Below are 26,481 nucleotides of genomic sequence, written 5' to 3'. Positions count from 1 at the left end.
CGAGTTGTACTGCTACGACTACCTGCCCACGCACAGCTGACCGCGCCACACCGCGGGGGAAAAAGGAGCGGAGGCCCGCACTCACTCGGGGGAGTGTGCGGGCCTCCGCCGCGCGTACCTTCGCCGCGCGTACGCCGTCCTCGGCGGGCTACGTCGGGCTACGTCCTGATTGTGAAGTGCAGCGTGTCGTCCAGGAACGGGATCTCCAGCAACGGGTTGGGCTGAGCCATCATCGCGAGCAGCACGATGGTGACGCCCAGGACGCCGTACGTGACGAGGTCAGTGAAGCGGGAGCGGACGGCGAGCATGCCCACGTCCGGCAGGATCCAGCGCAGGGCGCCGCCCGCGAGCAGCGCGGCGCCGATCAGCAGGATGCCGACCCGGAAGACGTCGAGCGCGGTCAGCAGCAGCCCGAGTCCGACGGTCGTGGTGACGGCGAGGATCGGCCACTGCCGGGCGGGCGCGGGCGCGTCACGGGGAGCGGCCCGGCCACCGCCCTCGGGGCGCGCGGTGTCCCGCGTGAAGAGCGGAAAGCGCCGGGTGACCCGCTCGGCCTGTCCATCGGGCCCGACCGCGCTGACGGCGTCCCGGGCGGTGAGCTCGCCGTTCCGCACCTGGAGGTCGCCGGGCTCACTGTCCGCGGTCTCGTCCTCCGCCCGAAGAACGGTGGCGTCGCCGTCCCGCGACTGCGCGGCACGCGGCTCCGTGCCGGACGGATCCACGGCATCCCTCTCGGCCGGTGCACCCGGCCCGTCCTCAGCCGGCACTGCGTTCCGCCGCCTCGACCACGTTGACGAGGAGCTGGGCTCGGGTCATCGGGCCCACCCCGCCGGGGTTCGGGGAGATCCACGCGGCGACCTCGGCGACGTCCGGGTGGACGTCGCCCACGATCTTGCCCTCGGCGCTGCGCGAGACGCCGACGTCGAGGACGGCGGCTCCGGGCTTCACGTCCTCGGGGCGGACCAGGTGCGCGGAGCCCGCCGCGGCGACGATGATGTCGGCGCGCTTCAGGTGCGAGGAGAGGTCGCGCGTGCCGGTGTGGCACTGCGTCACGGTGGCGTTCTCGGAGCGGCGTGTGAGCAGCAGCGGCATCGGGCGCCCGATGGTCACGCCACGGCCGACGACCACGACCTCGGCACCCTTGATCTCCACGCCGTACCGGCGCAGCAGGGTGAGGACGCCGTTGGGGGTGCAGGGCAGCGGGGCCGGCTCGTTGAGGACGAGGCGGCCGAGGTTCATCGGGTGCAGGCCGTCCGCGTCCTTGTCCGGGTCCATCAGTTCCAGGATGCGGTTCTCGTCGATGCCCTTGGGGAGCGGCAGTTGGACGATGTACCCCGTGCAGGCGGGGTCCTCGTTGAGCTCCCGTACCACCGCCTCGATCTCCTCCTGCGTCGCCGTCGCGGGCAGTGCGTGCTGGATGGAGGCGATGCCGACCTGGGCGCAGTCGCGGTGCTTGCCCGCGACGTACTTCTGGCTGCCGGGGTCGTCGCCCACCAGGACGGTACCGAGGCCGGGCGTGATGCCCTTCTCCTTCAGGGCCGCCACGCGGACGGTCAGATCGGACTTGATCGCGGCTGCGGTGGCCTTGCCATCGAGAATCTGGGCGGTCATGGGCCCATCCTCGCGGATGACCGGGTCCGGGTTCCAATCCGGGTGCGGACCGGCCGCCCGCGCCTCCGGCATGCATGATCAGCAATGTTGCACTTGCACAACTCCTATGGGGTACGGCTGGACAACACGCCGTGCCTTTAGAACTATGATCCGCGCAGTGCCGCGGGCAGTGCAGGGGGACAGACCGCAACCGCTCATGCTTCTCCTCCGTACAAACCGCGTCGTCCCCGCACCATCAACGGAGGAAGAACCGCCATGAGCTTTGGCGACCCGAACAACCCGTACGGGCAGCCGCCCCCACAGGGCGGGCAGCCGTACGGCCAGCCCCAGCAGCCGCAGGGCCAGCCCGGCTACGGCTACCCGCAGCAGCCCCCGCAGGGCGTCCCGCCCCAGCAGGGCTACGGCTATCCGCAGCAGCCCGGCCAGCAGTACCCCGGATACCCGCAGCAGCAGATGTACGGCGGTACGCCCCCGTACGCCCACTGGGGTCTGCGGGTTGGCGCGACACTGGTGGACGGGCTCATCCTCATGGTCGCTTACATCCCCGCGGTGATCGGGGCGGCGATGGGCTCCGATTCGGGGCAGGCGATCTTCGGCCTCATCTCCATCGTCGCCATTCTCGGTGTGGCGATCTGGATGCTGATCCAGGAGGGCAAGACCGGCCAGACCATCGGCAAGAAGGCTCTCGGCATCCGCCTGCTGCGGGAGAACGACGGCCGGCCGCTCGGAGTCGGCATGGCGTTCGTCCGCCGTCTCGCCCACTTCCTCGACAGCATCGCCTGCTACCTCGGCTGGCTCTGGCCGCTGTGGGACTCCAAGAAGCAGACGTTCGCCGACAAGGTCTGCGGCTCTGTGGTCGTCAAGGGCTGACGGGCGCGTTCTCGCCATTCACGCCAAGGGCCGTGTTTCACCCTGCGAAGGGGGAGACACGGCCCTGGTGCGTCGCCCTACCCTGATCCCACAGCTGCGCGCGGGACGGGGAGCGGGACGGGGAGAACGGCCTTGTACAGCATCATCGTGGTACCTCCGCCGACCACGGAGGACGAGGACAACGACAAGCGCGACAACCCCCAGATCAGGCTCGCGCCCGGCGAACGCCTCGCGTTCGGCCGCTCCGAGACCGACAACGGGCTTGCGATCGCACACGAAGGCGTGTCCCGGAAGGCCGGGGAGATCACCGCGCACGGCGCCTTCTGGATACTGAGCAACCTCTCGGCCCACCAGACGTACGTCGTGGAGAACCCCGAGGGCGCGGGCGAGCACATCAAGGTCGGCCCCGGCCGCCTGGACGCGCCGATCCCCTTCGAGTTCTCCCGGATCGTCCTCCCGGCGGCGGGCGATCTGCTGCCCATCGAGGTGTGGGCGCCCCGCCACGACTTCCTCCGTTCCCCGGACGGCCTGGGCCCGGACGGGGCGACGACCGCACCCGCCTTCTCCGTCGACCGCACCAAGCGGTACTTCGCGGTCCTCGCCGCCCTCTGCGAGCCCCGCCTGCGCGGCGAACCGCACGCACCCCTGCCCACCGTGGACCAGGTCGTGGAGCGGCTGCGTCCCAACTGGCCGGCCGCCTCCCGGACTTCGGTCCAGTGGAACATCGACTACCTGGCCGTGAAGCTGCGTCTCAAGCCGGGTCCCGAAACGGCGGACACGGGCCCGCGCCTCAACGGCAAGAAGGAGTCCCTGGTCTCCCTCGCGCTCCGCTTCGACCTCGTACGGGAGGACGACCTGGTCGTCCTGACGGAGCCGGCCGGCCGGGCGGCGCGGTGACGGAGGCGTACGCGGTCCCGGTGCCCAAGGGGTACCGGGTGGGCTCCTGGGAGGTACGGGACCCGATCGCCACGGGCGCGTTCGGGAGCGTGTATGAGGCCCGGCGCACCCATGCGCGGGAAGACGTGGCGGAATTCCCGAAGTACGCCGCGCTGAAGTTCCTGCCCACCGGCACGGGCACGCCCCGCCAGCTGACCCATCTGCGCGAACTCGCCGAGCGCGAGGTGGAGTTGCACCGCAGGCTCAGGCGCCCGCGGCTCATCCGCATGTACGAGACCCTCACGGTCGACGACCCGGACCACCCCCACCTCGACGGCGCCACCGTCCTCGTACTGGAACGGGCGGAGGGCTCCCTGGCCGCACTCCTGACCCGTACTCCGCGCCCGCCGCAGGGCCCCGCCCTGCTCGCGCAGATCTGTGAAGGGCTGGCCCAGCTGCACCGGGCGAGCTGGGTGCACGGCGATCTCAAACCGGCCAACGTGCTGCTGATGAAGGACGGTTCGGCCCGGCTCGCCGACTTCAACATGGCCGCCGAGATGGAGGGCACCCACGCCTACACGCCCGCCTTCTCCACGCCCGACTACACACCACCGGAACTCCTCTGGTCCGAGATCGGCGAGCGCGGCCGCCAGATCAGGCCCTCCGCCGACATCTGGGCCTTCGGCGTCCTCGCCCACCTCGTCCTCACCGACACGTTCCCGCTGCCGGGCGGCACGCCCTCGGCCCGCCGGGACGCGGCGGTGCGCTACGCACGCGGCACCGAAGAGCTACGCCTGTCGCCCCAACTCCCCGATGGCTGGCGGGAGGTCGTACGGGACTGTCTGGCCCGTACACACACGGAACGCGTCTCCGGAGAGGCGCTGCTGCGGCGAGTGGAGGCGGCGGCCGGCACGGGCCGGTCCCCCCGCGTGCCCCGCCTGCTCCGGCCGCTCCGGCGTCGCGGACGCCGCCCGGCGGTGGTCGTCGGCGCCGCGGCCGCCACCGTCACCGTCACGGCGCTCGCGTACGGCATCAGCACCTGGGCGGGCGACGCCCCGGACGGCAAGGGCGTCACGGACGGCAGGAGCACCGCCGCGACCGAGAAGGTCAGCCAGGCCACCTACGGCGCCGAGGAACTCCGTACCGACAAGGGTGTCCCGGCCGCCTACCGCCCGCTGATCGTCGACTCCGCGCACGACTGTGTGCAGGAGGACGTCACCCCGGCGCTCCTCGCCGCCATGCTGAAAGCGGAGAGCGACTTCGACCCGGACCTGGCCGACCCCGCCCTGGACGAGTACGGCATCGCCCGCTGGACCCCGCGTGTGCTGCGCTTCTGGATCCGTTCCGACGGCACCACCCCCAAGGCGGCGCCCAAGCCCCCCTTTACGCCCGCCGAGTCCATCCCCGCCCTGAGCCGGTACCTGTGCTGGGCCGCGCCGCGCCTGGACTCCGGACTCGACGGCGACCGGCGGGTGTTGATCGCGGCCGCGTACCGGACCTCGTCCGACACGGTGAACGACGCGGCCGGTGTTCCCCCGAAGTACCGCGACTACGCCGACCGCGTCGCCCACTACCTCAAGGAATACACGCCGCCGGGGAAGAAGTGACCCTGAGAGTTCCGAGGTACCGGCGGCCGGGCGCCCCTGACACGCTGGGGACGGGACCGCTCCCGCCGTGTCATGTCCGTATGGGGTGTCGCCGAAGGCGGTGAAACGGCGGCGGCAGGAGTCGAGGCCCGCTTCAACGCGACCCGTGGTCCGGAGTGTTGGCCCGCAGCAGCGCGGCTCCGAGAGGGGTGAGGGTGTGCCGTACGGATGCGGCGTCGCGGTGGCTGGTGATGAGGCCCGCGTCCCGCAAGGCGGTGGCGTGCTGGCTGGCGGATGACGCGGAGACTCCGGCGGCCCGGGCGAGTTCGCCGGTGGTGGCGCCGACGGCGACGGCGCGCAGGACGACGGCGCGGGTCCGGCCGAGCAGGGCTGCCAGGGGTGCGCCGGAGCCGAGGTCTCCGGGGAGCGCGGAGTGGTGGGGCTCATGGCTGAGGGAGTAGATCAGGACGGGATCCAGCTCTGCGTCGCCGAAGGCCACCGGGTTTCCCCAGCAGAAGTACGACGGGACCAGGAGGAGTCCGCGCCCGTTCAGGTAGAGGTCGCGGTCCTCGGGATAGACGGTGTGCAGGACAGGGGACTGCCATCGCAGGGTGGGGCCCAGGTTCTGGAGCATGCCCTCGACCCCGTGGTCGAGCAGGGCGCGGGCGCGGCCGGCCCGTTCGGCGTCGACGCGGGCCTGGATGTGGTCGCTGTGCGGGGCGATGGCCGTGTCGTAGTAGGTCCGCATCGCCTGTACGAGTTCCTTGCGCATACCCGGTTCGGCCAGGCGCGGTGTCCAGGCGGGGGCTCCGCTGGAGCGGGCGAGGATGCCCACCTCGTCCAGGACCCGGTGCTCCGGTGTGGCCAGGATGGCCTCCAGACCGGTGTCGAGTCCTTCGGCGGCCTCGGGAGGGGTGAGGAAGTCGGGGAAGTACGTGGCGCGCGGGACCAGGGGTAGCAGCAGAGTGCGCAGGGTGCGGGTGAGGTGTGTGGAGTGCAGTCGGGCGCGGGCTGTGCGGTACCACTCCGCGTAGGCCCAGCGACCGTTGCGGGACTGGAAGCGGTGCAGGCTTGCACAGATCTCCCACAACGGGTCCGGTGCAGTCGCAACGCGGGTCCGGGCCAGGTCGGCATCGGTGAAGTGGATGCGGAGCATTCGATTCCCCCCTGCTGTCCTGGTCTTTTTGGGCAGAGCCAAAAAGCCTGGATCGCCATGCTCGCGTCAGCAAGCCTGAAGAAGCAAAGAGGCGCGAGGGACCGCGCGCCACTACTCGGGGGAGTGCGTACCAACATGAGGCAAGCGTTCGCTTTCGCATGCACAGACGCGGTGACCGTCGTGTTCACCGCGGCCGGCCGCACCACGGGCGCAAGCGCAGGCACAGGCACAGGGACAAGGACGGGCACGGGCACGGGCACGGGCACAGGGACAGGGACAGGCGGTCAGACGGACTCCGCTCAGCCGAGCCTCTGGCCCCTTACGCCGAGCGGGGTCGCCCGGTGAACGGACCCGATTTCACGGTCCGTGTGCCGAAGGGCTACCGCGTCGGCCGCTGGGAGGTACGGGAGGCCCTCGCCTCCGGCGCGTTCGGCAGCGTGTACGCGGCGAGGAACACCGGGCAAGACACGGACCAGGCGGATCACTCGGACCGGGCGGACCTCGTGAATCACGGCGAGCTGCCGCGGGCGGCCGCGCTGAAGTTCCTGCCGACCGGCACCCGCACCCCACGCCAGCTCCACCACCTGCGCGAACTGGCCGAACGCGAGGTCGAGTTGCACCGTCGGCTCAAGCGGCCGCGGCTGATCCAGATGTACGAGGCCCTGACGGTCGACGACCCGGACCACCCCGAACTCGACGGCGCCACCGTCCTCGTACTGGAACAGGCCACAGGCTCTTTGGACACCCTCCTGGCCCGCTCGCCGAAACCGGAGTCCGGCCCCGCACTGCTCGCCCAGATCTGCGAGGGCCTGCACCAACTGCACCATGCGGGCTGGGTCCACGGCGACCTCAAACCCGCCAACGTCCTGCTGATGAAGGACAGTTCAGCCCGCCTCGCCGACTTCAACCTCGCTGCCGAACTCGAAGGCACCCACGCCTATACCCACGCCTTCTCCACCCCCGACTACACCCCACCCGAACTCCTCTGGGCCGAAATCGGCGAACGCGGCCACCAGATCCGCCCCACCGCCGACATCTGGGCCTTCGGCATCCTCGCCCACCTCGTCCTCACCGGCACATATCCCCTGCCCGGCGGCACGGCAGAGGCCCGCTGCGACGCGACGGTGCGCTACGCGCGCGGACGCGAGGAGCTGCGCCTGTCCCCCGAACTCCCCCCGGACTGGCGGGAGATCATCACCGACTGCCTCGCCCGCACTCACGAAGAACGCGCCACCCTCACCTCAGGCACAGCCGCGCTCCTGCGCCGAGTGGAACAGACCGCCGGGGCCGCCCGCTCACCGCGCCTGCCCCGCCTGCGCCCCCGCAGGTGGCACCGGCCCGCCCTGGTGGCCGGCCTCGCGGCGGCGGTGCTGGGCGTGGCCGCGACGGTGACGTACGCGATGCGTGGCGACGGGCCGACGTACGGCTATCACCGGTGCCCCTTCGAGTCGGTCTGCTTCTTCAGCGAGGAGTTCGGCATGGGCGAGATGTGCAGGTGGGAAAGCGCCGACGCGGACTGGCTGCCGGGTACGGAGACCTGTGGGTGGCTCCGCGACCGCCCGGTCAAGTCGATCTTCAACAACGGCGACGAGTCGAAAGGTCTCAGCGGCGTGGCCCACTACGACGGCCTCGGCTTCACCCTCGACGGCGAGGTCATCACCCGCGAGAGCCCACAAGAGCGGACTGGTTGCACCGCCCGGCGCACCCACGCCGACGCGGCGACCACCTGCGTTCCGCTCTCCCTCCCTTCTCCGACCGTCGAGCCGCAGTGACAACCTCAAAGGCGCGCTGCCAACCCTGACCGCGTCGGTCAGGAGAAGGGGGACGATTCCATGTACAGCGTCATCGTGGTGCCGCCGCAGCCGCGGAGCCCCAGCAGTGGCGTCGATCCCGGCGAGCAGATCAGACTCTCGTCGGGCGAGAGGCTCGTCTTCGGCAGGACCCCGCCGGAAAGCGGTCTGACGATCGCCCACGACGGGGTCTCCCGGGTCGCCGGCGAGATCACCGCGCACCGAGCCTTCTGGATCCTGAGCAACCTCAGCCGGGACCAGACGTACGTGGTGGAGAACCCGGAGGGCGCGGGCGAGCACATCAAGGTCGCGCCGGGCCGCTTGGACGCACCCGTGTCCTTCGAGTTCTCCCGCGTGGTCCTGCCCGCCGCGGGTGACCTGCTCAGCTTCGACGTCTGGGCACCCCGCCACAACTACCGCAGCGCCGCCCGCGGCGGACCCTCCGGCGCCACCACCACCGGGGCGTTCGCCCTCGACCGCACCAAGCGCTACTTCGCCGTGCTGACCGCCCTGTGCGAGCCCCGCCTGCGCGGCGAACCGCACGCCCCGCTGCCCGCCGTCGACGAGACCGTGGAACGCCTGCGGGCCGTCTGGCCGACGGTGACCCGCTCCTCGGTCTACTGGAACATCGACTATCTGGCGGTCAAACTGCGTCTGCGGCCCGGCCCGGACACGGCGGAGCCCGGCCGTCGCGTCAACGGCAAGAAGGAGCTGCTGGTCTCGCTCGCCCTCCGCTTCGATCTGGTCCGCGAGGACGACCTGGTCGTGCTGGCCGCGGCCCCGAGCGAGGCGGCCTGACCGGGTGGTCGTACGCCGTCCCCGAGACCGACCGACCAGGACTCGGACGGCAACAAAATTCGACAACCTACAGCCTGTGCCACTCCTCCGGCGGCACGTCGTACCAGGGCCGGGCACGGATCTGATACGACGTGCCGCCCGTCCACGACGACCTTCTCGCGTGGCCAGGCCAGAAAGCTCACGAGCCCCACCGCCAGGGCCGCTCCGCCGGCCACCCCGGCCCACGCCGTGTACTTCCGCTCCCCCATCCCCGCCACGAACAGCACCGCCGCCACCACCGGCGGGGCCCACACCCACCACGGCGGGCGGCCGAAGTCGTCGCCAACATGCGGGCCGAGGTGGCCTCGCCCTTGAGCAGCCCGACGAAGGAAACCCGGCGCTGACGCCGCGCCGCCGTTGGCCCAAGACAGCGGCGGGACACACGGGACCCGCGATAGCCTCGTGTCAACTGGGGGGCCAGAGCAGTGATTTGCGGAAAGAACGGCTGCGGAAGAACAGCGCATCGGGGGACCCATGTCAGACCAGCGGCCCACGTCGTCGCCGTACTCTCCGGCGTCCGGCGACGCCTCGCTGGAGCAGGCCGGGGCGACCCCGCTGCGGTCCGTGGACCCGGCGCACATCGGACCGTACGTACCGCTCGGGCTGCTCGGCAGTGGCGGGATGGGCCGGGTCTATCTGGCGCGGCCCGCCGACGACGCCCCCGGGCTCGCCGCCGTGAAGGTGATCCGGCCGGAGTACGCCGAGGACGCCGAGTTCCGGCGGCGGTTCGAGCGTGAGGCGTCCGTGCACGCCCAGGTTCGTACGCCGCACGCGCCGCGACTGCTGGGGACCGGGTTCCAGGACGAGCTGCTGTGGATGGCCACGCAGTATGTGCCCGGCCTGAACGCGGCGGAGGCCATCCGCGAGTGCGGCGGGCTCGAACCGGCGGGCGTGTGGCGGCTGGTGGGTGAACTCGGGCAGGCCCTGTCCGCGCTGGCCACCGCCGGAATCGTGCACCGGGACCTCAAGCCGTCCAACGTCATCCTGTCCTTACAGGGCGTCCACGTGATCGACTTCGGCATCTCGCAGGCCGCCGACAGCAGCGCGATCACGACCACCGGGAACCGGGTCGGCACCCCCGCCTTCATGTCCCCCGAGTACCTCAGAGAAGGCCGCTGCGACACCGCCTCCGACGTGTTCTCGCTCGCGAGCACCCTCGTCTACGCGGCCACGGCACGCGCCCCGTTCGGTGACGGCACCGGTGTGGACGTCATGCACCGGGTCGCGTTCGAGGAGCCCAAGCCCGAGATCATGGACGAGCTGTCGGAGGCGGATCCTCCGCTGGCCGCGCTGCTCCTCGCCTGCCTGTCCAAGGACCCCGCCGGGCGGCCCACGCCACAGCAGCTGATCGACGCGGCCGCGGCCCATCCCCGTACGGCGGGTGTGCCGTCGTGGCAGGAGCCGCTCAACTCCCTGCTGCTGGCCAGGAGTCAGGCCCACGAAGTTCTTGGGCACGCCTCCGCCCAGCAGACGGGCCACTTCCGTACGCCCACACAGCGCGTGGCGTCCCCCGCCCTCGCGCCCATTCCCGGTCCTCCCGCCTTCGTGTCTCCTGCTCCGCCCGGTCCCGTACCGCAATCCGGACGCACGGCGGAAGCCGGAGGCCCGACCGCCGGACGTCGCAGGAAGCCCTACTTCGTGATCGCCGCGGTGCTCGCCGTGTGCGCCGTCGCCGTGAGCGCCTTTCTGCTCACCCGACCACCTTCCGTCGGTACCGCCTCCCCCGAGCCGATCGCCGAAACCACCGCCTCCGAGCAAAAGAAGGAAGAGACGGGAAACTCGCCGTCACCCGACTCCTCCCGCTCGCCCGCGCCCTCGCCGTCCCGCGAGAAGGCGGAGGACAACGGCAGTGGAAGCGAGGACGACGCTTCCGGAGCCGGAGCCGGAGCCGGAGCCGTCGGCGGTCAAGGCGGTGCGCAGGCCTCGCCCACCCAGGCGGAGACCACCGCGGCGGGCGGCAGCGGTGGCGACGGCGGGAGCGGCGACGACGGCGGGAGCGCCCCCGCCCCGACCAGGACCACCGCCGAGCCGACCACTCCCCCGTGGATCTCCCAGTGCACCTACTACTCCGGCACCCAGCTCACGCAGGCCGGCGACAAGGGCCAGCGTGTCGTACAGGTGCAGTGCATGCTGTCCAAGCGCGGGTACAGCGTCGGGGGCGCGGGCGTCGACGGGCAGTTCGGCGAGGACACCACGGCCGCCGTCCGGCTCTTCCAGAGCGACAAGGGGCTGGACGTCGATGGCGACGTGGGCCCCAACACGTGGGCGGCACTGCGCGGTTCGACGTGAGTGACGTCGCGACAACCACTAGAACCCAAGTACCACCGGCGGGCCGCCCTGATCACCACCTGCGTGCCTTGCCGGTGCGGGCTGCTCAGGCGGCGTGGTGCCCCGTCGACTCGACGTCGCTCCGGAAGTAGAACTGATACTGGGTGTTGTCCCTGACGTTCGTGGCGACCGCTTTCCAGCTGCCCGCTGTGGCGAGCTTGTAGTCGGCCTGGCACTCCTTGCCGCCGCCGCTGAGAAGGAAGCAGACCTTCACGTAACGGTTGGTGTCGGTCTTGATGTTGATGTCGGCGCAGCTACTCGTCGTCTTGAGGTAGTTGAACGTCGGGAAATTGGGGTAGATGTGCGTGCCCGCCGACTTCGTGTAGTCGCGAGCGTTGCCATAGCAGGACTGAGCGACCGCCTCCCCCTGGGTGGCCGCGCCGGCGCTGCTGGTGCCGAGCAGGCCGCCGCCGATGAGCGCGCCGGTCATGGCGACGGTGGCGAACCGCTTGCGAAGATTCATGGAGGGCCCTTCCCCGTTGATGTGCTGACGTGCGGTCCCGCCACTGTGGCGGGCGGGTAGGGCGCGCGGTACCTGAAAGATTTCAGGTACCGGACGCGAGCACGATCCACCATCGTGGTTGGCGAGTCTCAGGCGGCCCAGGCCATAGGGGAGGTGGGCCGCGGGCATCCACAACGGGGGTTTCTCATGCACATCCGCAAGCGTTTCGTCGCAGTCGCCATGACCGGCGCGCTTGCCGGCGCCGGTCTCATCGGCGGTACGGCCGGTGCGGCCGGTGCGGCCACCCAGGGCGATGTGGTCGCCCAGTCCTGCTACGGCAACGCGTGGAGTTACAGCAAGCCGTCGGGCACCTACTTCCAGCCGCAGAGTGTCACGTACTTCATGACCGGTAACTGCGCCGACATCAACATCAAGACCGACACCGGCCGCAGGGTGAAGGTCTGCTTCTACAGCAGCAGCGGCGGCCTCAACTACTGCCAGAGCGAGTACAAGACCACCACGGCGGGCGAATGGAAGGTCATCGCCGACGACGTTCTGAGGGGCACCAACTTCAAGTTCCAGTTCGCGAGCTCCACCGCCTCGACGGGTAAGCGGGCCCACTGATCACCAAGGCACCCCGGCAGGGATCCCGCGCCGAGGCCGAAGCGTCGCAACCGCCCTCGCCATCCCGAGGGCGAGGGCGGTTGCTTGGGCCTGGAGCGCGGTGCCTTGGGCCTGGAGCGCGGTGCCTTGGGCCTGGAGCGCGGTGCCTAGTGGAAGAAGTGCCGCGTCCCCGTGAAGTACATCGTGATACCCGCCTTCTCCGCCGCCTCGACCACCAGCTCGTCGCGGACCGAACCGCCGGGCTGGACGATGGCCTTGACCCCGGCGGCGCTCAGGACGTCGATGTTGTCCGGGAACGGGAAGAACGCGTCCGAGGCGACGAACGAGCCCCGCGCGCGGTCCGCGCCCGCTCGTTCGACGGCCAGCTTGCAGGAATCGACGCGGTTGACCTGACCCATGCCGACGCCGACGGAGGCGCCGTCCTTGGCGAGGAGGATCGCGTTGGACTTCACCGCGCGGCAGGCCTTCCAGGCGAAGGCCAGATCGGCGAGCTCGGCCTCGCTCAACGCCTCGCCGGTCGCCAGGGTCCAGTTGGCGGGGTCGTCGCCGTCGGCCTGGAGGCGGTCGGTGACCTGAAGCAGGGCACCGCCGTCGATCGGCTTGACGTCAACGGGGTGGGCGGGGCCTTCGGGGCAGCGCAGCACGCGGATGTTCTTCTTCTTGGCCAGTGCCTCCAGCGCGCCGTCCTCGTAGTCGGGAGCGACGATGACCTCGGTGAAGATGTCGGCGACCTGCTCGGCCATCTCCTTCGACACCGGCCGGTTGACCGCGATCACACCGCCGAACGCCGACAGGGGGTCGCAGGCGTGTGCCTTGCGGTGCGCCTCGGCGACGTCCGCGCCGATCGCGATGCCGCACGGGTTGGCGTGCTTGATGATCGCGACGGCCGGCTCGGTGTGGTCGTACGCGGCACGGCGGGCGGCGTCCGTGTCCGTGTAGTTGTTGAACGACATCTCCTTGCCGTGCAGCTGCTCGGCCTCGGCCAGACCGCCCGCGCCCGCGGTGTAGAGGGCGGCGGGCTGGTGCGGGTTCTCGCCGTAGCGCAGGGTGTTCGCGCGCTCCAGCGTGGTGCCCAGGAAGTCCGGGAACGGGGAGTCGTCGGCCGGCGCGTAGGAGGAGGCGAACCAGGAGGAGACCGCGATGTCGTACTCGGCCGTGTGCCGGAAGGCCTCCGCCGCGAGCCGCTTGCGGGTGGCGAGGTCGAAGCCGCCCTTCTTCACGGCGCCCAGGACGTCTGCGTACCGCTCGGGACTGGTGACCACGGCCACGGACGGGTGGTTCTTGGCGGCGGCGCGCACCATCGAGGGGCCGCCGATGTCGATCTGCTCGACGCACTCGTCGGGTGAGGCGCCCGAGGCGACGGTCTCGCGGAACGGGTAGAGGTTCACGACGACGAGGTCGAACGGCTCGACCCCGAGGTCGGCGAGCTGCTGCCGGTGGCTGTCCAGGCGCAGGTCGGCGAGGATGCCCGCGTGCACGCGCGGGTGCAGCGTCTTGACCCGGCCGTCCAGGCACTCGGGGAAGCCGGTGAGCTCCTCGACCTTGGTGACCGGGACTCCGGCGTCGGCGATCCTCGCGGCGGTGGAGCCGGTGGAGACCAGCTCGACACCGGCCTCGTGCAGGCCGCGGGCGAGCTCTTCGAGCCCGGTCTTGTCATAGACGCTGACGAGCGCGCGCCGGATGACCCGCTTGGTGCTCTCGGTACTCGCGGCCGTGCCTGTGCTCTCGGCGGTCACTGGATTACTACCTTTCGTCCCTCAATGCGATAGCCGTTGCGGGCGAGCCGCCCCACGACATCGACGAGCAGCCTTCGCTCGACATCCTTGATGCGCTCGTGCAGAGCGCTCTCGTCGTCCTCGTTGCGGACCTCGACCACGCCCTGAGCGATGATCGGGCCGGTGTCGACGCCGTCGTCGACGAAGTGGACGGTGCACCCGGAGACCTTCGCGCCGTAGGCGAGGGCGTCGCGGACGCCGTGCGCCCCCGGGAAACTGGGCAGCAGCGCGGGGTGGGTGTTCACGAACCGGCCACCGAAGTGGGCCAGGAACTCCTTGCCCACGATCTTCATGAACCCGGCCGAGACGACGAGATCAGGCTCGTACGCGGCCGTGGCCTCGGTCAGTGCCCTGTCCCACTCGTCCCTCGTGGCGTGGTCCTTGACCCGGCACACGAACGTGGGAAGGCCGGCGCGCTCGGCACGCTCGAGGCCTTCGATGCCCGCTCGGTCCGCGCCTACGGCGACGATCTCGGCTCCGTAGACGGCCACCCCCTGCGTCGCGATCGCGTCGAGGAGAGCCTGCAGATTCGTACCTGATCCGGAGACCAGCACAACGAGGCGCTTGGCCTTGGCCACGACGGGGCCCTTTCTCGGGGAGAGCTTGTGCGGTTCTGCGTTTGTGCGGTTCTTGAGTTCGTTCAGTTTTTGCGTTTGTACGGTCCTACGAATGCTTCGCGCCCCCGGATACGGGGAAGTCTACGAAGCGGCCGACCGTCAGCAACGATACCGGCACAGCGAGCGGCCCCCACGGGACGGGGGCGTGGCCGGAAGGTAGCGTCTGGGGAGGATCCGCCCGGGGAACACGGTCGGCGCAGGGGAACGCCTTTTGCGTACGGGACGTTGACCAGGGACGGGTGCGAACGCTCGGGGCGCTGCCCCGGACACGTAACCAGCTCTGTGGACACGTTGCCCGCCAGAGATCACCAAGGGGAAGACGCACACCTGATGCCGGACCGCAGTCTCCGACTCCCTCCGCTGCTCCTGCGCGAGCGGCACCCTTCTCCCACGCCGCCGCGGGAGAGCGACGACGTGCCCGGGGGCGGGCAGGGCTCCGCGGGTGGGCAGGGTTCCGCGGGTGGCACGGACTCCGGTGCTCCGGCTTCCGGGCAGCGCCCCGAGCCGCCTCAGGCGCCCGCCGACGACAACCCCTTCGCGCCGCCCCCGGAGGGCACGCCCGACCGGCCGTGGCAGCCTCGGCGACCTTCGGGTGAGCAGGGGCAGGAGGGCCAGGGGCAGGGCCAGGACGGCGGCTCGCCCTGGGGCAGCCAGTGGAGTGACCGGCAGCCCGGGCCCGCTCAGGGCGGCGGCTTCGGTGACCGGCCCGGTTCCTCGGGCGGCCCCGGTGGGTCCGGCGGACCTGGCGGGCAGGGCGGTCCGGAGGGCTCCGGCGGCCCCGGCGCCGGCATGCGCTGGGACCCGGCGGACCCGGCCCAGCGCCGCGCCCGGTTCGCGCTGCTGTCCGGGATGTGGGCGTTCTTCTTCGCCCTCTTCAGCTGGCCGTACGTCGCGCTGCTGCTCGGCGCGCTGGCCATGTACTGGTCGATCAGTGCGCTGCGCACCAAGCCCCGTACGCCGGATCCGGACACCCCGGCGCCGGACCGGGCAGGCGCCAGACCGCAGACCACGGCGGCGATCAGCGGCCTGGTCACGGCGTCCCTGGCGCTCGTCATGGTCGCGGGCATGTTCACGGCGCAGCTCGTCTACCGCGACTACTACACGTGCGTGAACGACTCGCTGACCAACACGGCGAAGCAGTCCTGCGAGAAGTTGTTGCCGGAGGAGTTGCGGGGGCTGCTCGGAACGCAGAGCTGAGGCGCGGGTCTCCGTTGCCTGCGGATTCCGTTCGTGTTGGTTGACTTGGAGCGCACTTCAAAATCCATACTCCGCCTCAGCGCCCGCCGTTCGGCGGGCCGGATGGGGAGGACACCCGCATGCGCTACCGCACGATCGGCACGGACCCGGGGACCCGCCGTGAGGTGAGCGTCCTCAGCCTCGGCGCGATGCTGTTCGGCACCGTCACCGACGAGGCGACCTCGTTCGCCGTTCTCGACCGTTTCGTCGAGGCCGGCGGCACCTTCATCGACACGTCCGACAACTACGCGTTCTGGGTCAACGGCACTCAGGGCGGCGAGAGCGAGGCGCTGCTCGGCCGCTGGCGCCGCAGCCGCGGCATCGGCGACGAGATCGTCATCGCTACGAAGCTGGGCGCGCGTCCGCTCGCTCCCGGCACGAGTTACGTCGACAACCCCGAGGGGCTGTCTGCCAAGGCGATCCGCGAGGCGGCGGAGGGCAGCCGCGAGCGGCTCGGCGTGCCGAAACTGGATCTCCTGTACGCACACATCGAGGACCCGGCCGTGCCGCTGCGCGAGACGGTCGAGGGCTTCGCCGAACTCGTCGCCGAGGGCACCGTCGGGCTCCTCGGCGCGAGCAACCACTGGACGTGGCGTCTGGAGCGGGCCCGGAGCCTGGCCGCGGCGGCGGGTCTGCCGGGGTACGAGGTCCTGCAGTACCAGCACAGCTACCTGCGAAAGCGCGCGGACCTGCCCGGCCAGCTCTCACCGGACGGCGACCAGGGCGCGGTCGGCGGCGACCTGCTCAGCTATCTGCGCACCGAGCCCTCGCTGACGCTCGTGGCCTACTCCCCGCTGCTGAAGGGGAGTTATGTCCGCGAGGACAAGCCCCTCGGCCCCGAGTTCGACCACGCGGGCACGCCGGCCCGTCTGGCCGCACTCCGCTCGGTCGCCGAGGAGACCGGCGCCACCGTCAATCAGGTGGTCCTGTCCTGGCTCATCGACGCCGAGATCCCGTCGATCCCACTGGTCGGCTGCTCCTCGGTGGCCCAGCTGAACGAGAACCTGGCGGCGCTGGACCTGGAACTGACCGCGGACCAGCGGGCGAGGCTGGACGCGGCGGGCTGACGTGACGTCAATGCTTCATGCCAACGCTTCACGTCAGCGCGTCCCGTCAACGCTTCACGTCAGGCGGAGTTCGGCGGTTCTGTCTCGCTGGACGCCCTTTTGAGTGCGGCCCAGCGGGCCTCGCGGGCGGCGTCGTCGTACCAGTGCGAGTCGAAGGGGCCGGAGGGTCCGGAAGGGTCCGAGGGCAGGAAGTCGTAGAGCGCCAACGCCTCGTCCTCGTCGGGGGTGGCGGGTGGCGTCGCCGGGTGCCGACGGGACGGCCGTACCCACGAGAACCAGGCCTTGGGCGAAGGCCCCCGGTTCCGCCGCCCAGGTGAGGGGGACTCGGGCTCCTGCGCCCGCCGCCCGGAGCCGGGCCCGGTGTCCGGCTCGAATCCGGGCCCGGTGTCCGGCTCGAATCCAGGTCCGGTGTCCGACTCGGATCCAGGCCCAGTATCCGACTCGGATCCAGACCCGGTCTCCAGCTCAGATCCAGACCCGGTGCCCAGCTCCGATCCAGACCCGGCCTGGGGCTGCGGGGCCAAGGACTCCAGGATCAGGGACTGCGAGGCCACGGACCGCGGGGCCAGGGACTCCGGGGCCTGTGGCTCCGGGGTCGGAGACACCAGGCCCCATGGCTTCCCCCGCTGACGGGCGCGTACGCGAGGTTCCCGTACCCGTGGCTCCCGCAGGCGCCAGGCCCGCAGCCCCGCAGCCACCGGCATTCCCGCGACCGCGATCCACCCGGTCGTCGCGGGCCCCGTCTGCCACCAGACGGGGCCGAAGTCGGCCAGCGCGGCCACTCCGAGGCGACCGCCGGCCAGCGCGGCGAGCGCCGCGAGGGCGAATCCGGCCAGGACCGCGGCGAGCAGCACGGTCCCGGCGGTCCGCCCAGCCGACCAGGCCTCGCCGCGCTCGCCGCGCGGCGCCGCCGTCGTCGCCCCGGCACCCCAGGCATCACCGGAACCCGCCTCCCCCGGGCCCCCACGCCGCGGTACCGCCGCCGCCACCGTGAACCACGCCACCACCATCCCCGCGACCAGTGGCACCGCCCCCGCCGCCCAGTTCAGCGGCGTCCCCGGGCCGGCTTCCGGGACCGCCGTAAGCAGCGGAAAGGGCGGCAGCAGCGGCGCGGAAGACGACGTCAGGGGGTTCACCGCGTGCCCGGCGCCGAGCACGAAGCCCGGGCCGAGGGCGTACGCCGCGCTCCACACCGCCGCGTTCGGCAGGAGGGCCAGGGCCAGCAGGAGTACGGCGAACCGGCCCGACCAGCCCTCGGTGAGCTGCGGGAACGACTCCCGAGCCAGCTCCCCGTGCCACACCAGCGAGGCGCCCACGAGCACGGCCCCGCCCCCGACGAGCACCGTCGTCCCGGCGCCCGCGGCACGTACGGCGGCCGTGAGCCGGCGTCGGGCTTCCGGTGCGAGGACGGAGTCGCCGACGACACGGCGCACGCCGTCGGGGAGGCCGTCGAGGGCACGGCGCACGGGTGGCGGCAGAGGCCCGCGCGGGCGGCCGTACGCCGTCCACACCCCCACCCCCGTCGCGGCCGCCGCGAGCACCGGCGGCCACACGGCGACCGACGCCCAAGACGGCCGCAGCGCACCGCCGGACGCGTACAGCGCGGCGGCCGCGCCGACCGTCAGATAGCCGACGAGGACACCGAACCAGGCGGTACCGGCCCATGTGGTACCGACCCAGGCGGCACGGACTGCCGGCGGCACAAGCTCTCCGTCGCCGCCCCCCGTGTCACCATTCCACGCGCCATCGCCCCTCCTGCCACCGTCCCTCCTGCCACCATCCCCCGTGTCACGGTCCCGCGTGTCACGGTCCCGCGTGCCACCGTCCACAGCGTCGCGCGCCGCGCGGTGCAGCAACCACGCGGGGAGGGCGACCAGGAGCAGCGGCGTGACGCCGACCGGCGCGGGTACGCCGGAGAGCGTGTCCGTGCGGACGAGTTCGGTGCCGTGCGCGAGCAGCCACAACGCGGCGGCGACGTGCAGCGCGCCGGCGGGACCGCTGTCCGGGTAGGGCGAACTGATCCACAGGCCCATCACGAGTACGGCGAGCGCACCCAGCCCGAGCCCCGCCGCGAGGGCGCCGCCCAGCAGGCCGGCGGCCAGTCGGGGCGACCGGCCAGATGACCGGCCGGGCAACCGGGCGAGCAGGGACGACGGTGACTGCGACGGGCTGCGGTCGGTCATATGGGTCACGCCCGCCATGCTCCCAACGACACGCGCTTTCTCGTCGTAACAGGCGAACCCTGGATGTGTCGCTCAATATACGTTTTATGTACCTTTACGCGCGAAGGGGCGCCCGGTGACGGACACCACTGCCCCTGCCGCCGCCGATGCCCGGGCCCATGCCGCCGCACCTGCCCGTGCCCTGACACCCACCCAGGCCTTCGACGTGCTCTACGCGTTCGCCGCCCCCGCCCTCGTACGGCAGACCTATCTGCTCACCGGGCGGCACGAGCTGGCGCGCGAGTCAGTGGAGCGGGCCTTCCAGCTGGCCTGGCAGCGCTGGCCGGAGGTGGCGGTCGACAGGGACCCGGCGGGCTGGGTGCGTGCGGCGGCGTACGAGTACGCGATGTCCCCCTGGCACCGGCTGCGCCCGCGTCACCGGCTTCCCGAAGCACCGCCCGCCGCCCTGGACGACCGCGTGCTGCTCTCCGTACTGCTGAGCCTGCCGCCCTCCTACCGCCGCACGCTGCTCCTCCACGACGGCCTCGGCCTCGGCCTGCCGGAGACCGCGGCCGAGACGGAGGCGAGCACGCGCGCGGCGGCGAACCGGCTGCTGCACGCGCGCGAGGCCCTCGCCGAGCATCTCCCGGAGCTGGTGGATCCGCCGGTGCTGCGGCAGCGCCTGACGGAGCTCGCCAGCAAGGAACGGCGGCGGGCCGCCGCGAGGCCCCCCGCGAAACCCGCCGCGGTGCGCTCGGGCAGCGAGCGCCGCGCCCGTTGCTGGACGCGTGCGGCCATCGCCTTCACGGTCCTGATCATCGGCTCCACCGCGCTCACGGCCCGCACGGCCCCCGACCACTACGAGGCCCCGCGGGCCCCCGGCGAAACCGTCCGCGGTGTACCACCGCGCCCGGGCCCCGGCCGGCTCTCCGCGAAGGACGTGAAGCTTCGCACCAAGCTTCACTCCATGTGGGGGAAGGACCCGGGGAGGCTCGTCCCGGAGCTGCGCTGAGGGAGGCGGAACGCAGACGGGCCCGCACCCCCGGCGAGGGGTGCGGGCCCGTCTGCGTACAAGCGCTGTCCAGCTACGTACAAGCGCTGCTCAGCCGAGTGTCAGCCGGCGAGGCTGTATTTAATTGCCCAGAATGGCGCGCGCCAGCTTCGCCGTCTCGGTCGGCGTCTTGCCGACCTTGACGCCGGCGGCCTCGAGGGCCTCCTTCTTCGCGGCGGCCGTGCCGGAGGAGCCGGAGACGATGGCGCCGGCGTGGCCCATGGTCTTGCCCTCGGGTGCGGTGAAGCCGGCGACGTAGCCGACGACCGGCTTCGACACGTTGGCCTTGATGAAGTCCGCCGCACGCTCCTCGGCGTCACCGCCGATCTCGCCGATCATGACGATCAGGTCGGTGTCGGGGTCGGCCTCGAACGCGGCGAGCGCATCGATGTGCGTCGTACCGATGACCGGGTCGCCACCGATGCCGACGGCCGACGAGAAGCCGATGTCACGGAGCTCGTACATCATCTGGTACGTCAGCGTGCCGGACTTCGAGACCAGGCCGATACGGCCCGGCTTCGTGATGTCGCCCGGGATGATGCCGGCGTTGGACTGGCCCGGGGTGATGAGACCGGGGCAGTTCGGGCCGATGATCCGCGTCTTGTTGCCCTTCGACTTCGCGTACGCCCAGAAGGCGGCGGAGTCGTGGACGGCGATGCCCTCGGTGATGACGACCGCGAGCGGGATCTCGGCGTCGATGGCCTCGACGACGGCGGCCTTGGAGAAGGCCGGCGGTACGAAGAGGACGGACACGTTGGCGCCCGTCTTCTCGATCGCCTCGGCGACCGTGCCGAAGACCGGGATCTCGGTGCCGTCGATGTCTACGGACGTGCCCGCCTTGCGGGGGTTCACCCCGCCGACGATGTTCGTGCCGTCGGCGAGCATGAGCTTGGTGTGCTTCATGCCCGTGGCACCGGTCATGCCCTGGACGATGACCTTGCTGTCCTTGTTGAGGAAGATAGCCATGGCTTTGGTTTTCCCTCGTCCCTTACTTGGCCGCGGCCAGCTCGGCGGCCTTGTCGGCCGCGCCGTCCATGGTGTCCACGCGCTGCACCAGCGGGTGGTTGGCGTCCGACAGGATCTTGCGACCCAGGTCCGCGTTGTTGCCGTCGAGGCGGACGACCAGCGGCTTGGTGACTTCCTCGCCCTTGTCGGCGAGGAGCTGCAGCGCCTGGACGATGCCGTTGGCGACCTCGTCACAGGCGGTGATGCCGCCGAAGACGTTGACGAACACGGACTTGACGTCCGGGTCGCCGAGGATGATCTCAAGGCCGTTGGCCATGACCTGCGCCGAGGCGCCGCCACCGATGTCGAGGAAGTTGGCGGGCTTCACGCCGCCGTGGGCCTCACCGGCGTACGCGACGACGTCGAGGGTGCTCATGACGAGACCCGCGCCGTTGCCGATGATGCCGACCTCACCGTCGAGCTTGACGTAGTTGAGGTTCTTGGCCTTGGCGGCGGCCTCGAGCGGGTCGGCCGCGGCCTTGTCCTCGAGCGCCTCGTGCTCCGGCTGGCGGAAGTCGGCGTTCTCGTCGAGGGACACCTTGCCGTCCAGCGCCAGGATGTCGCCGGAAGCGACCTTGGCGAGCGGGTTGACCTCGACGAGGAGCGCGTCCTCGGCGATGAAGGTGTCCCACAGGGTCACGAGGACCTCGGCGACCTTCTCGGCGACCTCGGCCGGGAACTTCGCCTGGGCGACGATCGCGCGGGCCTTCTCGATCGAAACGCCCTCGACGGCGTCGACGGGGACCTTCGCGAGGGCCTCGGGTGTCTTCTCGGCAACTTCCTCGATGTCCATGCCGCCCTGCACGGACGCCATGGCGAGGAAGGTGCGGTTCGTGCGGTCGAGGAGGTACGAGACGTAGTACTCCTCAAGAATCTCCGGTGCCGTCTCGGCGATCATCACCTTGTGGACCGTGTGGCCCTTGATGTCCATGCCGAGGATGTCCGTCGCGCGAGCGACGGCCTCGTCCGGGGTGGCGGCCAGCTTCACGCCGCCGGCCTTGCCGCGGCCACCGACCTTGACCTGCGCCTTTACGACGGACTTGCCGCCGAGACGCTCGGTCGCCGCGCGCGCCCCCTCAGGCGTGTCGATGACTTCACCGGCCAGCACCGGTACACCGTGCTTGGCGAAGAGGTCCCTCGCCTGGTACTCGAACAGGTCCACGCGCGTCCGTCCCTATCAGTGATCTCGCCGCTCTGCGGTTAGCTGTCTGCGTGGGCGTGCCGCGAAGGGCAACGTGACTGCGCGGTCACAAGGAGGGCGTGGGCACGGGGCCGGCACGCGGCATGTCCGTCTCGCAGGTTATCGCCGTGGGCGGCGGGGTCGTAAATCGCAGGTCACACCAGAGCGGTGATTACGGTCACAGATGCCTTCACGGGGCACGCACGCGCAGGGCCTCACCAGGCTGGGGTTGGCCTGGTGAGGCCCCTTGACAACCCCTGAGGGGCTCAGATGAACGGCCCCCGAAGGGCGCAGGGCGGGTGGTCCCCACCCCAATGGGGACCACCCGGCCCTATCCGCAGGGTTTCGGTCGGACGGGCCGATGGTTTTCGGCCGTACGAGGCCGGGGCCCTGCGGGGTCGGGTGGGGTGGCGTGCTGACGGCGCGGTGAGGTGGTCCGCCGCGCTCAGACGCCGTACGGGGAGCCGTACTGGCCGTACGGGGCGGGCTGGACCTGCTGGCCGTACTGCGCGTACTCGGTGTTCGGCAGGTAGCTCGGCGTGACCGACTCGGCCACCCCCTGGACGCCGGTGACGGCGTTTCCGGCCAGCGGGCCGCCGGCCGACTCGACGGTCCCGGTCAGGTCCATCGCGAAGGGCGCGACCTGCCCGGCGACACCGGTCACACCGGCCGCGAACGGGCCGACCTCGCCGACCACTCCGTCCGCGAAGGGCCGTACGTCCCCCGTGACGCCGTACGCCAGCGTCGTGGCGCTGCCGCCGACGCCCCGCACGATGCCCTGCGCTCCGTGCACGACGGGCTGGACGTACTCGACGACCGTCTCCGCGACCGGCCGCACCGCACCGGCCACGCCCTCGGCGAAGGGCGGCACCTGGCCGACGACTCCCTGGGCGAAGGGGCCGACCTGGCCGGTCACGCCGTACGCGAGCGGCGGAACGTCGCCGACCACGCCGGCCACACCAGTCACGCCGGTCGCGAAGGGCCGCACGTCACCGACGACTCCGTCGGCGAGCGTGGTCGCGTCACCGGCCGCCTGCCCGGCGACCGGGAGCACGCCGTGCACCGCGGTGCCGGCGACGGGCGGGAGGACGGAGTCGACGGTTTCGTCGGTGGCCTGACCCACGACGCCGGTCGCGTACGGGGGGACCTGGCCCACGACGCCGGTCGCGTACGGAGCCACGTCGCCGACCACGCCGGCCGCGTACGGGGCGACATCGCCCACCACGCCGGTCGCGTACGGGGCCACTTCGCCGACCACACCCGCCGCGTAGGGAGTGACGTCACCGACGACACCGTGGGTGTACGAGTGCACGTCCGCCACGACGCCGTAAGCCAGAGCGGTGCCGGTGCCGACGGCGTACTCGGCGACCGGCGCCAGCCCGTCGACGGCGGTGCCGGCGACGGGAGCCACGCCCGTCATGGCCCGATCGGCAACGGGCGCTACGCCGGCCACGGCCCGGTCGGCGACGGGACCGACACCGCTGACGACGCGGCCCGCGATCGGCGTGACGCCGTGGACGGCTGTGGCGGCGACCGGCGGGACGACGGAGGCCGCCGTCTGGTCGACGATCGGAACGATTGTCGGGACGACAGTTCCGTGGACGCCGTGGACCGTGGCGGGGATGCCGGTGACCGTGGCGGAGGCGTCGGCCTTCACGGCGGTGACGGTGGTTTGGGTTCGGCCGTCGAGGGTGGCGACGGGGCCTTGGACACCTGTGGCGGTGCCGCGGATACCGGTGGCGGTGCCTCGGGCCTGGCCCTTGGCGTCGGTGACCGTGTCCTGGACCTGGGTGGGGATGCCGCCGACCGTGCCCTGGACCTGGACAGGGGCGCCGTTCACGGTCCGTCGGGCGTCGGCGACCGTCCGGCCGGCGGTGGCGACGGTCTGCCGGACCTTGGCCCGGGCGCCGGAGGGGACACCCGTGGCGGTGCGCTGGGCGGCACCGAGCTTCGTGTGCGCGGCGGCGAGCGCCTTCTCGAGTTCCGGCGCGAACACCGCCAACGGGCCGAAGAGGTAGTCGACCTCGTCCTGGGGGCTGGTGGCGTCTGACACTGTGTCGGGCGCTGTGTCGGACACCGCGTCCGTCGCCCCGGCCCCGGCCCCCTGCGCGGCGGAGGCGGCCGATGCGGCCGTGGCCCGGGTGGTCTGCGCGGCGGCCTTCGTCTTCGCGATCCGGTCCGCGGGCAGCTCGCCCTCGACGTACCGGCGGGCCTGATCGGCCGCCTCGGTCTTCGCATCGACGGTCGTCTTCGCCTCGGCGGTCGTGTCGGTGACGGCGTCCTGCGCGGCTTGCGCCTTCTCGGCCGTACCACCGATGACGCGGTTGGCGCCGGTGGCGCCGGTGACCGTGTCCGTGCTGGTGGAGACGTCGCTCTGGACGTCAGCGACCACCCCGTCCACGGTGTCGGTGACCGTGCTGACAGTGCTGCCGACCACGTCGTCCACAGACAGGGACGCGTCGGGTACGGAGGTGGACGAGCTGGGCAGTTCGTCCGCGTTGGCAACGGTTGAACCGAGCGCCCAGGCGCCGGTGACTCCGGCGGCTATGACGATGGAACGGCGAATGTTCTTGTTCATGCGTGCGTCAGATCCTTCGGGATACCAGGACTTCGGGACTTTTTGAGTGGGGGGACTTCCGGATTCCGCAGGCCGGGTCTCCGGAGTGCGGAGTGCCGAGAGCGGATAGCCGGATAGCCGGAGGCCGGTGCGCGGTGCGCGATACGCGGCGGAGTGCGCGATGTCGGGCTGTGTCGGTCAGGGGGAGTTTCAGGGGGTTGAAGACCGACGGCCACGGCAACGGCTCCGCGTCCGGTGGTTGCGTCCGGCCGACTGTGTCCGGAGACCGGAGGGACGTCCGGACGGCGGGCAGACCTGTTCCGCCCCCGCGCGGCAGGTCTCAGCGGGGGAAGGTCCGCCCTAGCCGGGGAACGCCGGAATGTCCCGGTGCCTGTCCCGGGTCCCGGCCGCGGAGACGTCCGCGGCGGCTCCGGGCACCAGCCTCAGCTGGGCCCGCTCGTTCAACGCGACGGCCTGTGCGTCGCCGTGCCGCGACGACCCGTTGTCGATCGCGGACCGATGCCCCAACACACCCGTGGGGTCACCATCAGGAGCCTGCCGCGCGGGAACCCGCACGGCTCCCGCGTCATCGGCATCGGCGGTGTGGTCGTGGCGCAGGTCACCACCGGCCACCGCCTGGCCACCGGCGAGCCGCGGCCCGTAGTACGTACCTGCGCCCTCATCGCGCGCCGTCTTGTCGGCCACCGTATTCTCAGCCTCGCGCCCGGCCGACCCATGCTCGTCCGTCGCCCCGCCCGGCGGCTGCGGCGCCGTGACGACCGGCAACGTCCGCCCCGGAACCGCGGGCAGCCCCGGCAACTCCGGAACGCCAGGCAAGCCCGGCAGCGTGGGGAGTTGAGGCAGCGACGGCCATTCCCGCGGTGGGGCCGACGGCTCGGTGAGCCCACCGGCGATCTGCTCCAACAGACCCCCGATGGGCCGTACGACGCCATCGGCGATCGGCGGTACGACGTCTTCGGTGAGCGGCGGTACGACGTCTTCGGTGACCGGGCGCAGGACACGCTCAGTCACGGGGCGTGCGACCCCATCGGCCACCGGGCGAACGACGCGCTGGACTCCGTCGGTCACGGGCGGGATCTGCCCGGCGAGCCCGGCGGGCTCGGGGGACTTGGCCACCGATGAGGAGCCGGACAGGGACCAGCTCGACGAGAACGCGCTCGACGAATCCGGCTCCGACGACCACTCTCCGGCCTGCTGCTCCGATTCCCGCTCCGAATCCCGTTCCGAACCCTTCGCCACCTGCCCGACCGAACTCGTCACAAGCCGCTCGGCCGAACCCTCCACCGAGCGGACAATCTCCGTCGGCGTCGGCGCAGGCGCCTGCGCCGGTGTCGGTGTCAGCGCCTGCGTCGGTGTCAGCGCCACACCGTCGGCCGCCCGGGCCTGCTCACCGCACAGGAGCCCCAGCACGAGCAACCCACCTACCAGCAGCACCACTTGCAGCGCACGCCGCCCCGCCGCCGTACGCGTCACGCGCAGAGCGACACCGGGTGGTGCGGCTGACAGGGTCAAGACGGGGAGAGCCTCCCGTGCGGGGAACGAGGCAGATCAAGGCAGATCAAGGCAGAACGGAGCGGAACAAGGCGGAGCGGTGTGGAACGAGGTGGGACGGAGCAGGGCGGGGCGTGACAGAAACGCCGCGCGCCCCTGAAGTCCCGCCGATCCTCGCACGGGACTCCCGCGGTTGCGC

The 26,481-nt window shown here is 71.5% G+C and carries 20 protein-coding genes and 1 pseudogene; 10 read left to right on the top strand and 11 right to left on the bottom strand.

The annotated features are described in order from the left end of the window. Positions 1 to 158: 158 nt before the first annotated feature. A complete protein-coding gene (locus tag ACTWQR_RS11800; protein WP_443226937.1) occupies positions 159 to 767 on the bottom strand; it encodes a DUF3017 domain-containing protein in 609 nt (202 codons plus the stop codon). Then, positions 757 to 1,611 (bottom strand): bifunctional methylenetetrahydrofolate dehydrogenase/methenyltetrahydrofolate cyclohydrolase, encoded by an 855-nt coding sequence (locus ACTWQR_RS11795; protein WP_443226936.1) that lies wholly within the window; start codon positions 1,609 to 1,611, stop codon positions 757 to 759. Before ACTWQR_RS11795 ends, ACTWQR_RS11800 begins: the two co-directional genes overlap by 11 nt. Before the next feature lie 255 nt (positions 1,612 to 1,866). Between ACTWQR_RS11795 and ACTWQR_RS11790 the strand changes: the two genes are divergently transcribed. From ACTWQR_RS11790 to ACTWQR_RS11780, 3 genes are all read left to right on the top strand, one after another. Next, entirely contained in the window at positions 1,867 to 2,481 is a 615-nt protein-coding gene (locus tag ACTWQR_RS11790; RefSeq protein ID WP_443226935.1) for an RDD family protein, read from the top strand. Between the two features lie 132 nt (positions 2,482 to 2,613). Then, a complete protein-coding gene (locus ACTWQR_RS11785; RefSeq protein ID WP_443226934.1) occupies positions 2,614 to 3,378 on the top strand; it encodes an FHA domain-containing protein in 765 nt (254 codons plus the stop codon). Next, a complete protein-coding gene (locus ACTWQR_RS11780; RefSeq protein WP_443226933.1) occupies positions 3,375 to 4,964 on the top strand; it encodes a serine/threonine protein kinase in 1,590 nt (529 codons plus the stop codon). Before ACTWQR_RS11785 ends, ACTWQR_RS11780 begins: the two co-directional genes overlap by 4 nt. Before the next feature lie 133 nt (positions 4,965 to 5,097). Here the strand turns inward: ACTWQR_RS11780 and ACTWQR_RS11775 are convergent, their stop codons facing one another. Further along, entirely contained in the window at positions 5,098 to 6,099 is a 1,002-nt protein-coding gene (locus ACTWQR_RS11775) for a helix-turn-helix domain-containing protein (RefSeq protein ID WP_443226932.1), read from the bottom strand. A 341-nt stretch (positions 6,100 to 6,440) separates the two neighbouring features. Here ACTWQR_RS11775 and ACTWQR_RS11770 point away from each other — a divergent pair, with 341 nt between their 5' ends. The 3 genes from ACTWQR_RS11770 (at position 6,441) to ACTWQR_RS11760 (ending at position 11,015) form a co-directional block, all read left to right on the top strand. Continuing rightward, positions 6,441 to 7,871: a serine/threonine protein kinase gene (locus tag ACTWQR_RS11770; protein ID WP_443226931.1), complete on the top strand. Its 1,431-nt coding sequence runs from the start codon at positions 6,441 to 6,443 to the stop codon at positions 7,869 to 7,871. Positions 7,872 to 7,931: 60 nt separating this feature from the next. After that, entirely contained in the window at positions 7,932 to 8,687 is a 756-nt protein-coding gene (locus tag ACTWQR_RS11765) for an FHA domain-containing protein (RefSeq protein WP_443226930.1), read from the top strand. Positions 8,688 to 9,200: 513 nt separating this feature from the next. Further along, entirely contained in the window at positions 9,201 to 11,015 is a 1,815-nt protein-coding gene (locus ACTWQR_RS11760; protein WP_443226929.1) for a protein kinase domain-containing protein, read from the top strand. Positions 11,016 to 11,100: 85 nt separating this feature from the next. On the opposite strand, the gene ACTWQR_RS11755 is transcribed toward ACTWQR_RS11760, so the two are convergent. Then, on the bottom strand, positions 11,101 to 11,517 hold the full coding sequence (locus tag ACTWQR_RS11755; protein WP_443226928.1) for a hypothetical protein: 417 nt from the start codon (positions 11,515 to 11,517) through the stop codon (positions 11,101 to 11,103). A gap of 186 nt (positions 11,518 to 11,703) precedes the next feature. Here ACTWQR_RS11755 and ACTWQR_RS11750 point away from each other — a divergent pair, with 186 nt between their 5' ends. Then, on the top strand, positions 11,704 to 12,120 hold the full coding sequence (locus tag ACTWQR_RS11750; protein WP_443226927.1) for a hypothetical protein: 417 nt from the start codon (positions 11,704 to 11,706) through the stop codon (positions 12,118 to 12,120). Between the two features lie 146 nt (positions 12,121 to 12,266). On the opposite strand, the gene purH is transcribed toward ACTWQR_RS11750, so the two are convergent. Further along, positions 12,267 to 13,856: a bifunctional phosphoribosylaminoimidazolecarboxamide formyltransferase/IMP cyclohydrolase gene (gene purH, locus ACTWQR_RS11745; RefSeq protein WP_443226926.1), complete on the bottom strand. Its 1,590-nt coding sequence runs from the start codon at positions 13,854 to 13,856 to the stop codon at positions 12,267 to 12,269. After that, positions 13,853 to 14,473, bottom strand: coding sequence for a phosphoribosylglycinamide formyltransferase (gene purN / locus ACTWQR_RS11740; RefSeq protein ID WP_443226925.1), 621 nt, complete (start codon positions 14,471 to 14,473; stop codon positions 13,853 to 13,855). Before purN ends, purH begins: the two co-directional genes overlap by 4 nt. Before the next feature lie 369 nt (positions 14,474 to 14,842). On the opposite strand from purN, the gene ACTWQR_RS11735 reads away from it, so the two are divergent. Both ACTWQR_RS11735 and ACTWQR_RS11730 read left to right on the top strand, forming a co-directional pair. Continuing rightward, positions 14,843 to 15,709, top strand: coding sequence for a hypothetical protein (locus ACTWQR_RS11735; protein WP_443226924.1), 867 nt, complete (start codon positions 14,843 to 14,845; stop codon positions 15,707 to 15,709). A 119-nt stretch (positions 15,710 to 15,828) separates the two neighbouring features. Then, on the top strand, positions 15,829 to 16,815 hold the full coding sequence (locus tag ACTWQR_RS11730; RefSeq protein WP_443226923.1) for an aldo/keto reductase: 987 nt from the start codon (positions 15,829 to 15,831) through the stop codon (positions 16,813 to 16,815). Between the two features lie 59 nt (positions 16,816 to 16,874). On the opposite strand, the gene ACTWQR_RS11725 is transcribed toward ACTWQR_RS11730, so the two are convergent. Continuing rightward, a complete protein-coding gene (locus ACTWQR_RS11725; protein WP_443226922.1) occupies positions 16,875 to 19,016 on the bottom strand; it encodes a cell division protein PerM in 2,142 nt (713 codons plus the stop codon). A 70-nt stretch (positions 19,017 to 19,086) separates the two neighbouring features. Here ACTWQR_RS11725 and ACTWQR_RS11720 point away from each other — a divergent pair. Then, positions 19,087 to 19,989, top strand: a pseudogene (locus ACTWQR_RS11720) (sigma factor-like helix-turn-helix DNA-binding protein); the annotation flags it as partial. A 120-nt stretch (positions 19,990 to 20,109) separates the two neighbouring features. Here the strand turns inward: ACTWQR_RS11720 and sucD are convergent. The 4 genes from sucD to ACTWQR_RS11700 all read right to left on the bottom strand — a co-directional run bounded on the left by sucD (position 20,110) and on the right by ACTWQR_RS11700 (position 26,303). After that, entirely contained in the window at positions 20,110 to 20,994 is an 885-nt protein-coding gene (sucD, locus tag ACTWQR_RS11715; protein WP_443226921.1) for a succinate--CoA ligase subunit alpha, read from the bottom strand. Positions 20,995 to 21,016: 22 nt separating this feature from the next. Next, positions 21,017 to 22,195: an ADP-forming succinate--CoA ligase subunit beta gene (gene sucC, locus ACTWQR_RS11710; RefSeq protein ID WP_443226920.1), complete on the bottom strand. Its 1,179-nt coding sequence runs from the start codon at positions 22,193 to 22,195 to the stop codon at positions 21,017 to 21,019. Positions 22,196 to 22,658: 463 nt separating this feature from the next. Then, entirely contained in the window at positions 22,659 to 24,791 is a 2,133-nt protein-coding gene (locus ACTWQR_RS11705) for a hypothetical protein (RefSeq protein WP_443226919.1), read from the bottom strand. Positions 24,792 to 25,130: 339 nt separating this feature from the next. Beyond that, the gene (locus ACTWQR_RS11700) at positions 25,131 to 26,303 is read right to left on the bottom strand and encodes a hypothetical protein (protein ID WP_443226918.1); all 1,173 of its coding nucleotides are present in this window, start codon (positions 26,301 to 26,303) and stop codon (positions 25,131 to 25,133) included. Positions 26,304 to 26,481 lie beyond the last annotated feature (178 nt).

The sequence above is a fragment of the Streptomyces sp. 2A115 genome (genome assembly GCF_052245575.1).
Classification (GTDB): domain Bacteria; phylum Actinomycetota; class Actinomycetes; order Streptomycetales; family Streptomycetaceae; genus Streptomyces.
The sequence above is the reverse complement of the archived record's forward strand: the minus strand, read 5'-3'. Positions and strand labels throughout refer to the sequence as shown.

Excerpts from the sequence above, each read along its gene's own strand:
- ACTWQR_RS11795 (WP_443226936.1), bottom strand. The coding sequence starts at position 1,611 with ATGACCGCCCAGATTCTCGATGGCAAGGCCACCGCAGCCGCGATCAAG.
- ACTWQR_RS11790 (WP_443226935.1), top strand. The coding sequence starts at position 1,867 with ATGAGCTTTGGCGACCCGAACAACCCGTACGGGCAGCCGCCCCCACAG.
- ACTWQR_RS11775 (WP_443226932.1), bottom strand. The coding sequence starts at position 6,099 with ATGCTCCGCATCCACTTCACCGATGCCGACCTGGCCCGGACCCGCGTT.
- ACTWQR_RS11765 (WP_443226930.1), top strand. The coding sequence starts at position 7,932 with ATGTACAGCGTCATCGTGGTGCCGCCGCAGCCGCGGAGCCCCAGCAGT.
- ACTWQR_RS11760 (WP_443226929.1), top strand. The coding sequence starts at position 9,201 with ATGTCAGACCAGCGGCCCACGTCGTCGCCGTACTCTCCGGCGTCCGGC.
- ACTWQR_RS11755 (WP_443226928.1), bottom strand. The coding sequence starts at position 11,517 with ATGAATCTTCGCAAGCGGTTCGCCACCGTCGCCATGACCGGCGCGCTC.
- ACTWQR_RS11750 (WP_443226927.1), top strand. The coding sequence starts at position 11,704 with ATGCACATCCGCAAGCGTTTCGTCGCAGTCGCCATGACCGGCGCGCTT.
- ACTWQR_RS11735 (WP_443226924.1), top strand. The coding sequence starts at position 14,843 with ATGCCGGACCGCAGTCTCCGACTCCCTCCGCTGCTCCTGCGCGAGCGG.
- ACTWQR_RS11730 (WP_443226923.1), top strand. The coding sequence starts at position 15,829 with ATGCGCTACCGCACGATCGGCACGGACCCGGGGACCCGCCGTGAGGTG.
- ACTWQR_RS11725 (WP_443226922.1), bottom strand. The coding sequence starts at position 19,016 with ATGGCGGGCGTGACCCATATGACCGACCGCAGCCCGTCGCAGTCACCG.
- sucD (WP_443226921.1), bottom strand. The coding sequence starts at position 20,994 with ATGGCTATCTTCCTCAACAAGGACAGCAAGGTCATCGTCCAGGGCATG.
- ACTWQR_RS11705 (WP_443226919.1), bottom strand. The coding sequence starts at position 24,791 with ATGAACAAGAACATTCGCCGTTCCATCGTCATAGCCGCCGGAGTCACC.